Genomic DNA, 12,640 nt, shown 5'->3' with positions numbered 1-12,640 from the left:
GTTCGGTCGTCGCCGCGCGAATTCCGCGGCCATTCGGTGGCGAGCGGCGGCCCGTCGCTCCCTGTCGCCAGAGTTTTTCTCCGAGGCCCCTATCGGCTCCGTATGGACAGCGCACTCGTCATCGGCGGCACTCGCTTCATCGGTCGCCACCTCGTAGACGACCTGCTCGACCACGAGTACGACGTCACGATCTTCAACCGCGGGACCAGCGAGAACCCGTTCGCGGACGACGACCGGGTCGACCGCGTCGAGGGCGATCGGACGAACGACACGGCGCTCGAGGCGGCCGCGACGACGGTCGATCCCGACGCCGTCTTCGACTGCGTGGCCTACCACCCGAAGGACGTCCGCGCCGCGACCCGACTCTTCGACGACTGCGAGGCCTACGTCTACGTCTCGAGCGGCGCGGCTTACGACCGCGAGGAGATCCCGAAACGCGAGGACGAGACGCCCCTCCACGCCTGTACGGCCGAGCAGGCGACCGACGATTCCTTCGAGACCTACGGCAATCGGAAGGCCGAGGGCGACCGCGCGGTGTTCGCCGCAGCCGAGGACGGCGTCCGCGCGATGGCCGTCCGCCCGCCGATCGTCTACGGCCCCCACGACTACACCGAACGTCTGGACTGGTGGATCGACCGCATCCATCGCTTCGACCGGGTCGTCGTCCCCGGGGATGGGACGAACCTTCGCCACCGCGTCTACGTCGAAGACGTCGCCAGCGCGCTCCGGGTCGTCGCCGAACGGGGCGCGGCCGGCGAGGCCTACAACGTCGGCGACCGGCGGCTCGTCACCCTCGAGGAGATGGTCGAACTGATCGCCGACGCGCTGGACACCGACGTCGACGTCGTCCACGCCGGGCCTCGAGAGCTCGCTGCCAGCGATATCGACCTCGACGACTACCCGCTCTACCGAGAGTACCCGCACGTCCTCTCGACGGCGAAACTCGCCGCGCTGGGGTGGGAGTCGACGCCGATCGAGGACGCGATGGCCCGATCGGTCGACGACCACCTCGAGAGCGATCGCGACGGGGACGAAAACGGGCCGGACCGAGAGGGCGAGGAGCGCGTGCTGAGTATTCTGGACACGCTCTGAGTCGGGTTCGGATCCGGCGAACCCGCAGGCCGATCCCGTCCCGTTGAACCCGCAACCCGGTTCCGGCCCGTCGAACGACCGGCGGTCGAGATCAGCGTCGCCGGTCCAGTCGTCGGAACCTCCTCGAGGAAAAACACGTATGGTCCGCGGGTGAGTGAGTCAGACTATGTTCGACAAATCGACGTGGATCCGCCTCCCGCGAAACGTCGTCGTCGGCCACGACGTTCGCAGCGAGGTCGTCGACGTGGTCGACGATCTCCACTTGCAGGGGCGGCCGCTGTTCGTCACGAGTCCGACGCCCCGCGAGGTCGCCGCGGACCCCATCGCGGCCGACTTCGAGGCCGCCGGGATCGACCCCGCGATCGTCACGATCGAGAAAGCGACCTTCGACGCCGTCGAGCGGGTGATCGAGGTCGCCGAGGCCGAGGAGGTCTCCTATCTCGTCGGGATCGGCGGCGGGAAGGCCATCGACATCGCGAAACTGGCCAGTCACCACCTCGATATGGGCTTTCTCTCCGTTCCGACCGCGGCGAGCCACGACGGGATCGTCAGCAACCGCGGCTCGGTTCCGGACGGCGACTCACGCCATAGCGTCGCCGCGGAACCGCCGCTCGCGGTCGTCGCCGACACCGGCATCCTCGCCGACGCGCCCTGGGAGCTGACGACCGCCGGCTGCGCCGACATCATCTCGAACTACACCGCGGTGATGGACTGGCGGCTCGCCAATCGACTCAAGGACGTCGAATACTCCGAGTACGCCGCCGCGCTCTCGGAGATGACCGCCGAGATCCTCGTGGACAACGCCGACCTCATCCGACCGGGGCTCGAGGAATCGGCCTGGGTCGTCACCAAGGCGCTCATGTCCTCCGGCGTCGCGATGAGCATCGCCGGCTCCTCGCGGCCCGCGAGCGGAGCCGAACACCTCTTCTCGCATCAGCTCGATCGGTTGGCCCCCGAGGCGGCCCTCCACGGCCACCAGGTCGGCGTCGGCTCGATCATGACCGCCTACCTCCACGGCGGCGATCGGGGCATCTGGCGCGACATTCGCGACGCGCTCTCGAGCATCGACGCGCCGACGACCGCCGCCGAACTCGGAATCGACGACGAGACCGTCATCGAGTCGCTGACCACCTGCCACGAGATCCGCGACCGCTACACGATTCTGGGCAACGGGATGAACGAGCGGGCCGCTCGAGACGTGGCGACGAAAACGGGCGTGATCGACTGATCGGCGGTCGGTTTCGGGCGGCCAAACGATGGCGGGCCGGTCGCGATTTCCACCGCGAACCGTTCTCCAGCGCGATGATCGAACGAGCGCGACCCGTCAGCCGAGATCGGTCCGTTCGAACTGCCAGATGCCCAGTGCGATCGGCACGACGAGCCAGGCGAGGAGGATGACGACCATCGTCTCGCCCTCGAGGAACCACGGGATGTCCGCCGGATTGGTGCGGAAGCCGTCGGGAAAGACCAGTCCGGTGGAGTTGACGTACGCCGCCGTCGGACTGATCAGCGACTGGACGAACACGATCTGATTGCCGGCGATATCGAGCCCCGCGAGGTCGTTGAACACGTACACGATGGCGAGGCGGAGCGGTCCGAAGAGGTTCAACACGTTCGTGACGAAGAAGAAGCCGATCGCGCCGCCCATCGCACGCGAGCGGGACGACGTCGCGGCGGAGATGCCGACCGCAACGGCGACGTACGTCAGCGCATAGAGGACCGTCAGTGCCGCGATCCCGACGAAGGTCCCGGCCTCGAGCGAGGGGTACCAGAGGAGCGCGAGGGCGGCACCGAGGAGGAACGCGCCGAGGATCGCGATCGTGACGATGGCCGTTCGGGTCAGATACTTCCCGAGGACGACGTCGCGACGACTGTTCGGGATCGACAGGAGATACTTGATACCGCCCGACTCGCGTTCGCCCGCGATCGCGAGGTACGCCGAGACGAGGGCGATCAGGGGGATGAACATCGCGCCGACGCCGGTCAGGTTCCACAGCGCGTTCTTCACGTCCGGGTTCGGGACGTTGTTCTGCCCGAAGTAGAACATGAGTGCCATGAAGACGGCGTACAGCGCACCGACGACCCAGATCATCTTGGCTCGCCGGACGTCGAGGAAGTCCTTCTTCGCGACGTCTAACGTGCTCATGCCGTCACCTCCGGGGCCGGGGCGTCTTCGTCCGCCCGTTCGCCGTTCGTGTACGTGTTGAACAGCTGCTCGAGCGAGATGTCTTCGGAGATGATGTCGCGAACGGCCGTCACGTCGGCGACGTGTCGGACGACGTCAACCTTGACCGACGGGTCGGCACAGGTCGCCGTGATCGTCGCGCCGTCGACGCTGACCGAGCGCACGCCCGCGAGCTGCTCCAGTTCGAGGCGCTCGGGGACGGTCTCGACCTCGAGCGAGATCGGCGCGCCGAGATCGAGGTCGCCCTGCAGTTCGTCCGGCGTCCCGGTCGCGACCAGGCGTCCCTCGTTCATGATACCGATGCGATCACAGACGGCCTCGACCTCGCCGAGGATGTGGCTCGAGAAGAAGACGGCGGTGCCGCGCTCCGCCTCGTCGGCGATGATCTCGCGCATCTCCTGCATGCCTGTCGGATCCAGCCCCGAGGAGGGCTCGTCGAGAATTAGGAGGTCGGGATCGCCGACCAGCGCCATCCCGAAGCCGAGCCGCTGGGCCATCCCCTTCGAGTAGCCGCCGGCGGAGCGGTCGCCGTCGCCGGCGAGGCCGACCCGCTCGAGGATCGCGTCGGGGTCGTCGTCGGCGCCTTTCGTGTCGATGACCCACTGGAGGTGTTCGCGCGCGGTGAGTCGATCGTAGACGCTCGCGCCCTCCGGGAGGACGCCGATCCGTTCGCGGATCGCTCCGGTTTCGTGTTGAGCGTCGTGGCCCAACACCGTCGCGGACCCGTCGGAGGGACGGACGAAGTCCAACAGCATGTTGATCGTCGTCGACTTACCGGCGCCGTTAGGCCCCAGAAAGCCGAATATCTCTCCTTCCTCGACGACCAGGTCGAGGTCGTCGACGGCGAGGACCGAGTCGCCGTACCGCTTGGTGAGCGAGGACGTTTCGATGGCGGCCATACCGGATGCTCCATCGCCCCGTCATGTATACTTTTTGTAGTTAATGGCGTGTATCGATCACGGGACGCGATTCAGACGTGTTCGTCCAGGAAATCCGCGATCTCGGCGTAGGCCTCGATGCGGTTCTCGAGTTTCGAGAGGCCGTGGCCCTCGTCCTCGAAGAGCAGCTTTCGGACGGGAACGCCCTGTTCGGCGGCCTTCTCGGCGATCTGTTCGGCCTCGCCGACCGGGACGCGCGGGTCGTTTTCGCCGTGAAGGACGAACAGCGGGGCTTCGATGTTCTCGACGTTGTTGATCGGCGAGATCTCCTCCAAGAACTCGCGGTCCTCGGCGAGCGACCCGTACTCCGCCTCCCTGAGTTCCCGCCGCCAGTCGCCCGTATTTTCGAGAAACGTGACGAAGTTGGCGATGCCGACGGTGTCGACGCCGGCCGCCCAGAGGTCGGGGTACTCGGTCAGCGCGGCAAGAACCATGAAGCCGCCGTAGGAGCCGCCCTTGGCGGCGATCCGGTCGGGATCGATCGCGGGATGATCCTGGAGCCACTCGACGCACGCTTCGATGTCGGCGACGGAGTCCATTCGGTTCTCGACGTCGTCGAGGCTCGCGTACTCGGAGCCGTAGCCCGACGACCCCCGGACGTTCGGTTCGAAGTAGGCGTAGCCCCGGTCGAGGAAGTACTGCTTGACGCTCGAGAAGGAGGGGCGGCGCTGGCTCTCGGGGCCGCCGTGGATGTCGACGATGACGGGCGTTTCGCCGTTCTCGGGGGAATCCGGCAGCGTCAGGAAGCCGGGCACCTCGAGTCCATCGAAGCTCTCCACACTGACGAGGTCGGAGTCGTCGAACGATTCCGGGGGGATGCCCGCGGTCGGCGCGCTCGTCCACTGTTCGGCCGCACCGCTCTCAACGTCGATCACGAAGACGTTCGTGTTGACCGCGTCTCCGCTCGTCGAGAGGGCGAACCGCTCCGCGTCGGGATCGAAACTCACGCCGCCGGAGATCCCGCCCGGTAGATCGGGCTCGGGGAACGTCTCGAACGCCGTGGGCTCATTGGGGTCGAACTCGCCGACCGTCAGTTCGGTGTAGCCCTCCACGTTCCGCGAGCAGACGAATCGCCCCGTCTCGTCGTCCAGCGCGATGCCGTCGACGTTCCATCCGTTTCCGTCGATGACCGTCTCCATATCACCGCTCTCGAGGTCGAGATACGCCAGATAGAGGGTGTCGGCGTCGCCCTCGTCGGTGACCAGATAGATTCCCTCGCCGTCCGGAGCCCAGCTCGCGCTCTGATACCGCACGTCGCCCTCGTGGGGCGTGAGGTGCTCGAGTTCGCGCTCGTCGCTTTCGAGGTCGAGGATGTAGAGGTCCTGATCGAAGTTAGAGTAGGCCTGCGAGACCAGCAGTCGGGAGTCGTCGGGACTCCAGCCGGACAGCGAGAGCCAGCCGTCGCCCTCGTAGACCAGTTCGGCGGCCTCGCCGGTCTCGTCCCGACCCTGGACGTAGACGTCGAAGACGGACTCGTCGCGGCGGTTCGACGTGAACGCGAACCGCTCGCCGTCGTGGCTCCAGCCGCCCCAGCGGTGTTTGGCGTCCGGCATCGCGGTGAGGGCCTCGATCTCGCCCGTCTCGGCGTCGAGCCGGAACAGCTGGGCCCGCTCGTTGCCGCCCTCGTCCATCCCGAAGATCAGCTCCGGGCGCTCGGGCGACCACGAGGCGAAGGTCACTCGCTCGTCGTAGAACGTCCGCTGCTCGGGCCAGGCGCGAGGTTCCTGGAGCGTCCAGATCTGTGGCGTGCCGGTCGTGTTCATCAGGAAGGAGAGCCGTTCGCCGTCGGGACCGAACGAGGCACCGTAGGCGCTGCGGATATTGAGGTAGCGCTCGATGTCGTAGCTGCTCATGCCAGAGCCGTACGGACTCGAGTGGGTAGTCGTTTCGGTCGGGTACACGGGTCGCGAGCGACCGAGTAGGGGCCGGTTATGCCTCGAACGGAGACAGTCACGTGACCCGACTCATCAGCGGACGATTCCGACATCGTGCCGGGACGGTCGTGGATTGCTGTGCTTAACAAAGCCCTCGAGCGTGGCGGAGATGGTCGATGACAGGAGAGACACACGCGTCGTCGGTCGGGACCGTCCTCGTAACGACCGCGATCATCCTCGCGGCGTTCGGGCTGACCGTCGCGGCCGTCGGCCCGGAGCTGTTCGTCGCCGAGCCGGCCGAAGAGCCCGCGGCCGACGGCGAAACGGAACCGCTGGGAACGCAGGGCGACGACGAGGCGACGACACCCGGCGGCTCCGAAAACGAGAGCGATGACGGCGACGAGGGGACGGATCTCGAGGCTACCGAGTCCGAAACCGATGCAATCGGGAGCGGCAACGAGAGCGGTGACAACGCGACCGTCGGCGATACCGAACCCGAGGGCAACGAGAGCGACGGCGGCGACGAGACTGACGCGGACGCGACCGAGGGCGAGGAGTCCGAGGACGGCGAACTCGAGGAGGGGAACGCCACCGACGAGGACGATGACGACGCGGACAGCGAGACCGATGCGGACGAAAGCGGAGACGATAGCGACGATGACAGTAGCGATGACGATGACAGTAGCGATGATGAGGACAGTAGTGATGACGGTGATGGGGACGGTAGCGATGACGACGACGATGGCGACGAGAGCGACTCCGATACCGAGGGTGATGAGACGGACGACGAGAGCGCGGACGACGACGAGGACGAGGAAGACGATACCGACGGCGGCTTCTTCTAAGGACCCACTCGTTCGGCGACGATTTTCGTCTCGGCGGCGAACGGAGAGCGATCGATCGACGAATCGGTGACCGTCAAGCCCGCATTCGACGGAAACAGGGTGGATTTTTATCCTTTCGCTGGCATGCTGTGAGCAGATGCGAATCGCGTTCGTCTCGTTCGAAACGGTTCACCACCGCGATACTGAGACGAACCAGCGGTTTCGGACCGTCTGCGAGATCCTCGCCGAGCGCGGGCACGACGTCCACTGGTACTGCGCCGGGTTCTGGGCCGGTGAGGAGTCCACGTACGAATACGAGGGGATAACTTACCACGCGGTCGCGACCGGAACGGAAGCCCGGACCTCGTTTCTCCTGCGACTACCGTTCGTCCTCGCGGCGGCGAGCCCGGACGTGATTCACGTCGGCGCGCGGCCGCCGAGCCAGGTCGTCGCGGCCAGGTGGGGCGCGACGATGGCGCGTGCACCGCTCGTCCTCGAGTGGTACGGCGACGGCGGCATCGACGACACGCGGTGGACGCGGTTCGCGACGGGTCGCCCGGACCGGATCGTCACGCCGTCGGAACTCGTCGGAACGTGGGTCCGGGAACTCGGGGCCGACGGCGACGTCATCGAGACGATTCCGAATCCGATCGACTGCGATCGAATTCGAGACGTCGAACCGAGCGAGGACGTCGACGTGATCTACGCCCGGCGGCTCGACGAGGGCGCTAACCTCGAGAGCCTGCTGTTGGGGCTGGCCGAACTCCGCGACCGCGATTGGCGGGCGACGGTCGTCGGCGACGGGCCCGAACGGGACGCCTACGAGGGGCTCGCGAGCGATCTCCGGATCGAGGACCGGGTGACCTTCGTCGGCGACCTCGATCTCGAGGAGCGGATCGCAGCCTACCGCGGGGCTCACGTCTTCGCGCAGACGGCGGATCACTGCGTCTTCCCGACGGAGATGCTATGGGCGCTGGCCGCGGGCTGTGTCGGCATCGTAGAGTACCACGCGAACTCGAGCGCCCACGAACTCGTCGAAGGGTGGGACCGGGGGTTCCGAACGACCAGCGAGGACGAGCTCGCGGCGGCCATCCTCGACGCGGGCGACCTCGAGCACCGCACGTACGACGAGGCCTTCGCGGACTACGACCGGTCGGCGGTGGCCGACCGGTACCTCGAGCGATACCGGACGCTTCGGGACGAGCACGGCGTGCTGTAGGCGGCCATCAGTGTGATCGATTCCCTTCGGATGGTCCGCCATCGACCGGAGGCCCTATATGTTGGTTCGTGAGACTGTTCGGATATGGAAGGAGACTGTGAGTTTTGCCGGATCGCCGCCGGTGAGCGATCGGCACACGTCCTCTACGAGGACGATCGGACAGTCGCGTTTCTCGACGAGAACCCGGCCATGACGGGGCACAGCCTCGTGATTCCGCGGACCCACGAGGAGGACGTCTTGACGATCGACGAACCGACATCGACGGCCGTCTTCGAGACGGTCCGCACCGTTTCGAACGCGTTGGAGGCGGCGCTCGAGCCGAGCGGGTTCAGCGTCTTTCACACCAGCGGACCGCTGGTCGGGACCGTCGATCACGCCCACGTCCACCTCGTGCCCCGCTTCGCGGACGATGACGTGGCGCTGTCGTTACCGCGGGATCGGCTCGAGGCCGACGAGGCGACGCGACTGCGAAATCGCGTTCGAGCGACCCTCTGACCGAGCAGTCACGGCGGCCGTCGAGTCGCCGTTCGGCGCTCGAGGATTGCCGTTCAGAGGTCGAACTTCGCGGCCGCCGTCTCCATGTCCTTGTCGCCGCGCCCCGAGAGATTCACGAGGATGGTGTCGTGCTCGCCGGCTTCCGCGAGTTCGATCGCGCGAGCGATCCCGTGGCTTGACTCGAGCGCGGGGATGATCCCCTCGGTCTCGCTCAGTTCCCGGAAGGCCGCGAGCGCTTCGTCGTCCGTGACGCCCGTGTACTCGCAGCGACCGACGGCACGGAACATGGCGTGTTCGGGGCCGACGCCGGGATAGTCCAGTCCCGCCGAGACGGAGTGGACGTCGACGTCGTCGTCGATGACGCGCGTCTTCATCCCGTGAATGACGTCGTCCGTCCCCTCGGCGAGCGGGGCGGCGTGGCGGCTCGAGTCCGATCCCTCGCCGCCGCCCTCGGCACCGTAGAAGTCGACGGGATCGTCCCGGAACGCGTGGAAGAGGCCGATCGCGTTCGAGCCGCCGCCGACGCAGGCGACCGCGGCGTCGGGCAGGTCGCCCGTTCGCTCTCGAATCTGCTCGCGGGCCTCCCGGCCGATGACGCTCTGGAAGTCCCGGACCATCCGCGGGAACGGGTCGGGGCCGACGACGCTGCCCACCAGGTAGTGCGTGTTCTCGACGTTCTCCGCGAAGTCCTCGAGCGCGGCGTCGACGGCGTCTGCGAGGCCCTCATCGCCCCGGGTGACCTCGTTGACTTCGGCGCCCATCAGGCGCATCCGGAAGACGTTCATCTCCTGGCGCTCGACGTCCTTTTTCCCCATGTAGATCTCCGTCTCGAGGCCGAGCAGGGCGCCGACCATCGCGGTCGCGGTGCCGTGCTGACCGGCTCCGGTCTCGGCGATCAGTCGATCGCGACCGGCCCGTTTGGCCAACAGGGCCTGCCCGAGACAGTTGTTGATCTTGTGGGCCCCGCCGTGGAGCAGGTCTTCCCGCTTGAGGTAGATGTCGGCCCCGTAGCGCTCGCTCAGGTTGCGCGCGTAGTACAGCGGCGTCGGTCGGCCGGCGAACTCCTCGAGCAGCCCTCGCAGTTCCGACTGGAACTCGTCGGTGCCGGCGATGTCGTCGTAAGCCGTTGCCAGTTGCTCGAGCGGCTCTCGAAGCGGTTCCGGCACGTGTCGCCCGCCGTATCCCTCGAAAGATCCGTTTTCCATACGCCGGTGAATTGCGCGCTCAGCGCCAAATAGGTTCGTGCCGGTGGCGACAGCGACGGTCTCTCCTCGGCACTCGCGCCCGCGATCAGCGCGTCTCGGCGGGGAGCGTGATCGTGAACGTCGACCCCTCGCCCGGTTCGGAGTCGACTCGGATCTCCCCGCCGTGGCGTTCGACGATGCGCTGACAGAGCGCTAACCCGAGCCCCGTCCCGTCGTACTCCTCGCGGCTGTGCAACCGATCGAAGACGGAGAATATCCGCTCCTGCTCGTCCGGTTCGATGCCGATCCCGTTATCGCGGACCGAGATCTCCCACTCCCGCCCTCGTCGGTTCGCGTCGACGTGAACGCGGGAAGACGAACTCCTGTTGTACGTCAGTGCGTTCCGCAGGAGGTTCTGGAAGACCTGACGGAGCTGGCGCCTGTCGCCCGTCACGCGGGGGAGGTTCGCGGCCGTTATCTCGGCGTCGGTCTCGTCGATCTGTACCTGCAGGTCCTCGAGCACGTCGTCGAGAACGCCCGCCAGTTCGACCGGTTCGAAGGGATCGCCCTGCGTCTCGATTCGCGAGTACTCGAGGAGGCCGTCGATCATCTCTCGCATTCGATCGGCCCCATCGACGGCGTACGCGAGGAACTCCTCGCCGTCGTCGTCGAGCGCGTCGTCGTACCGGTCCTCGAGCAACTGGAGGTAGCTCGTCACCATCCGGAGCGGTTCCTGCAAGTCGTGGGAGGCGGCGTAGGCGAACTGCTCCAAGCGCTCGTTGGACTCCTCAAGTTTGCGCTGGTACTCCCTGCGTTCGGTGATGTCGATGAGGGTGACGACCGCGCGACTCACCTCGCCGTCCGCGTTCCGGACGGGCATGCCGTGGTTCAGGACGGTGCGGCGCTCCCCGTCGAAGCCTTCGATTTCGATCACGTCGGGGTCAGTGACCTCGTCGCCGCGGAGCGCCCGAGCGAGCGCCCACTCGTCGGGCTCGACCGGCTCACCCGTGTCCGCCCACCAGCCGTCGTACTGGTCGTACTCGGCGACCGATTCGGATTCAGCGACCTCTCCGCCCCAGATCGATTCGGCGGCGTCGTTCCACTTGACGATCCGCCCGTCGCCTTCGGCGACGAACACGGCGACCGGGAGCACCTCGATGAGCGCCCGGAGCTGGTTCTCGCTCTCTCGAAGCGCCTGCTTGCGCTCCTCTCGTTCGGTGACGTCTCGCGTCAGCGCCACGTGGGCGGTCGTCCCGTCGGGTCTGGGCAGCGGCGCAGCGTGCGATTCCATGTGGCGGCGCGTCCCGTCCAAGCCGACGATATCGAACTCGAAGGTCTCGCGCTCGCCCTCGCAGATCCGCTCGTTGAACTCGCGGAATCGGTCGCGGTGCTCGGGGGCGATCAGATCGTAGACGCACTCGCCGACCACGTCCGACTCGGCGTCGGCTTCCACCATGTCCAGTCCGGCCGGGTTCATCTGAATCAGCGTGCCGTCCGCGGCGACGGTCTTGATGCACTCTGGCGTGGTCTCGACGAGTGCACTCAACTGCTCCGTGCGCTCGCGGAGTTCCCGCTCGCGCCGTCGCCGATCGAGTTCGTACTCGATCCACTGTCCCATCAGGTGGAGGGCCGTCCGCTCCGAGTCCGAGAACGCCCCGTCGCGCGGCGTCTCGGACATGAAGAAGAACACTCGATCGCTGCCGCCGTCGACCTCGAGGGCGGTGCCGAGATAGGTCTCGAACCCGCGGCCGCTGTGGCTGCCGCGATCGTCGTCCCCGTCCGTCGCGGGCTCGACGATGCTCACCTCCCCGTCGGTCTCGAGGGCCATCGCACAGACCGTCTCCGACAGCGGGAACTCGAGGTGGGGCTCGTCGCTCTCGTGATCGGTGCTGACGTGCTCGACGTCGACGCGATCGGCCTCGCGATCCACCGTAGCCAGCCCCCCGATTTCGAGGTCGAACCGCTCGCGGCCAAGCTCGAGCAGCCGCTCGAGCTTCGACTCGAAGTCGAGCGTCGGGTCGGACGTGACCTCGTAGCACCGGCGCAGGAACCGTTCGCGCTGATGGAGTTCGGCGTTCGCCGCGGCCCGATCTCGGAGCATTCCGAGCATCCGTTCGTTCTCGCGGGCGAGCGACTCCTCGCCGAGGAACTCCTCGGGCGGGGTGTAGTAGGGATTGTGACACGTCACCCCGTCGTAGATGAGGTAGGGGTGGGTACGGACGACGTTTCGGACGACGGTCGGCGAGAACAGCCCGCGGTCGTACTGACAGACCGCGAACGAGTCCGATCGATCGAAGAGCGCGTTGATCTTCTGTTCGTACTCCATGACCTGCTCGATCGACGTCTCGGCGGCCTCGAGCCACGTCATCTCGGCGACGATCCGAAGCGCCTCGTACTCCTCGGTGGCCCTCGAGATGGTGTCGCCGTAGAACTCGATCATCTCGTCGACGTCGAACGATCCGTTTCGGAGGTAGGTCTCCTGAACGGAGTGGAACGATAACGCACCGGACTCGAGCGCGGCGTCGACGTCGACCCCAGCGTCGCGGAGCGCCGCCCGCACCTCGGCTTCGGTGCTCTCGTCGACGACGTACATGATGCGGTCGCCCCGCTCGAGCCCGCGGCCGACGAACGGGACGGCGGCCGCAAACTTCTCCTCGCGAGTCTCGTAGATCTGTGCGACGTGACCGTTGCCGTCGTGCTCGCCGACCGGCTCGACTGACCCGCGGCGTCCCGGGCTCGATCGGACCGTCTCGAATCCGATTTCGGGAATCTCCGGCCCGTTCGGTTCAGTACTCGAGGACGTGGGTTCGCTCACGAATGCCTCGTCCG

10 protein-coding genes are annotated in these 12,640 nt (G+C 66.8%); 5 read left to right on the top strand and 5 right to left on the bottom strand.

Annotated elements, in window-relative coordinates:
- The first annotated feature begins 102 nt into the window (after window positions 1-102).
- Both LDH66_RS08565 and LDH66_RS08560 read left to right on the top strand, forming a co-directional pair.
- On the top strand, window positions 103-1,092 hold the full coding sequence (locus tag LDH66_RS08565) for an NAD-dependent epimerase/dehydratase family protein (protein ID WP_226480636.1): 990 nt from the start codon (window positions 103-105) through the stop codon (window positions 1,090-1,092).
- A gap of 166 nt (window positions 1,093-1,258) precedes the next feature.
- Complete coding sequence (locus LDH66_RS08560) at window positions 1,259-2,320, top strand: NAD(P)-dependent glycerol-1-phosphate dehydrogenase (protein ID WP_226480635.1); 1,062 nt, start codon at window positions 1,259-1,261, stop codon at window positions 2,318-2,320.
- Between the two features lie 96 nt (window positions 2,321-2,416).
- Here the strand turns inward: LDH66_RS08560 and LDH66_RS08555 are convergent, their stop codons facing one another.
- The 3 genes from LDH66_RS08555 to LDH66_RS08545 form a co-directional block, all read right to left on the bottom strand.
- Entirely contained in the window at window positions 2,417-3,238 is an 822-nt protein-coding gene (locus tag LDH66_RS08555) for an ABC transporter permease subunit (RefSeq protein ID WP_226480634.1), read from the bottom strand.
- The gene (locus LDH66_RS08550; RefSeq protein WP_226480633.1) at window positions 3,235-4,176 is read right to left on the bottom strand and encodes an ABC transporter ATP-binding protein; all 942 of its coding nucleotides are present in this window, start codon (window positions 4,174-4,176) and stop codon (window positions 3,235-3,237) included. The genes LDH66_RS08555 and LDH66_RS08550 overlap by 4 nt, the downstream gene beginning before the upstream one ends.
- A 71-nt stretch (window positions 4,177-4,247) precedes the next feature.
- Window positions 4,248-6,068 (bottom strand): S9 family peptidase, encoded by a 1,821-nt coding sequence (locus LDH66_RS08545; RefSeq protein ID WP_226480632.1) that lies wholly within the window; start codon window positions 6,066-6,068, stop codon window positions 4,248-4,250.
- Window positions 6,069-6,265: 197 nt separating this feature from the next.
- On the opposite strand from LDH66_RS08545, the gene LDH66_RS08540 reads away from it, so the two are divergent.
- The 3 genes from LDH66_RS08540 (at window position 6,266) to LDH66_RS08530 (ending at window position 8,627) form a co-directional block, all read left to right on the top strand.
- Window positions 6,266-6,934: a hypothetical protein gene (locus LDH66_RS08540; protein ID WP_226480631.1), complete on the top strand. Its 669-nt coding sequence runs from the start codon at window positions 6,266-6,268 to the stop codon at window positions 6,932-6,934.
- Between the two features lie 136 nt (window positions 6,935-7,070).
- Window positions 7,071-8,132: a glycosyltransferase family 4 protein gene (locus tag LDH66_RS08535; RefSeq protein ID WP_226480630.1), complete on the top strand. Its 1,062-nt coding sequence runs from the start codon at window positions 7,071-7,073 to the stop codon at window positions 8,130-8,132.
- 84 nt (window positions 8,133-8,216) lie between these two features.
- Window positions 8,217-8,627, top strand: coding sequence for an HIT family protein (locus LDH66_RS08530; protein ID WP_226480629.1), 411 nt, complete (start codon window positions 8,217-8,219; stop codon window positions 8,625-8,627).
- A gap of 53 nt (window positions 8,628-8,680) precedes the next feature.
- Here LDH66_RS08530 and trpB read toward each other — a convergent pair whose 3' ends face one another.
- On the bottom strand, window positions 8,681-9,832 hold the full coding sequence (gene trpB, locus LDH66_RS08525; protein ID WP_226480628.1) for a tryptophan synthase subunit beta: 1,152 nt from the start codon (window positions 9,830-9,832) through the stop codon (window positions 8,681-8,683).
- An 85-nt stretch (window positions 9,833-9,917) separates the two neighbouring features.
- Window positions 9,918-12,626, bottom strand: a complete 2,709-nt coding sequence (locus tag LDH66_RS23115; RefSeq protein WP_226480627.1) for an MEDS domain-containing protein — start codon at window positions 12,624-12,626, stop codon at window positions 9,918-9,920.
- Window positions 12,627-12,640 lie beyond the last annotated feature (14 nt).

It is taken from the genome of Natrinema amylolyticum (assembly GCF_020515625.1).
Lineage (GTDB): Archaea > Halobacteriota > Halobacteria > Halobacteriales > Natrialbaceae > Natrinema > Natrinema amylolyticum.
This window is presented reverse-complemented; position numbering and strand designations above follow the sequence as displayed.

Bases quoted from the DNA above. Each gene is read 5' to 3' on its own strand.
- trpB (WP_226480628.1), bottom strand. From the start codon at position 9,832: ATGGAAAACGGATCTTTCGAGGGATACGGCGGGCGACACGTGCCGGAA.
- LDH66_RS08565 (WP_226480636.1), top strand. From the start codon at position 103: ATGGACAGCGCACTCGTCATCGGCGGCACTCGCTTCATCGGTCGCCAC.
- LDH66_RS08555 (WP_226480634.1), bottom strand. From the start codon at position 3,238: ATGAGCACGTTAGACGTCGCGAAGAAGGACTTCCTCGACGTCCGGCGA.
- LDH66_RS08540 (WP_226480631.1), top strand. From the start codon at position 6,266: ATGACAGGAGAGACACACGCGTCGTCGGTCGGGACCGTCCTCGTAACG.
- LDH66_RS08530 (WP_226480629.1), top strand. From the start codon at position 8,217: ATGGAAGGAGACTGTGAGTTTTGCCGGATCGCCGCCGGTGAGCGATCG.
- LDH66_RS08535 (WP_226480630.1), top strand. From the start codon at position 7,071: ATGCGAATCGCGTTCGTCTCGTTCGAAACGGTTCACCACCGCGATACT.
- LDH66_RS08550 (WP_226480633.1), bottom strand. From the start codon at position 4,176: ATGGCCGCCATCGAAACGTCCTCGCTCACCAAGCGGTACGGCGACTCG.
- LDH66_RS08560 (WP_226480635.1), top strand. From the start codon at position 1,259: ATGTTCGACAAATCGACGTGGATCCGCCTCCCGCGAAACGTCGTCGTC.
- LDH66_RS08545 (WP_226480632.1), bottom strand. From the start codon at position 6,068: ATGAGCAGCTACGACATCGAGCGCTACCTCAATATCCGCAGCGCCTAC.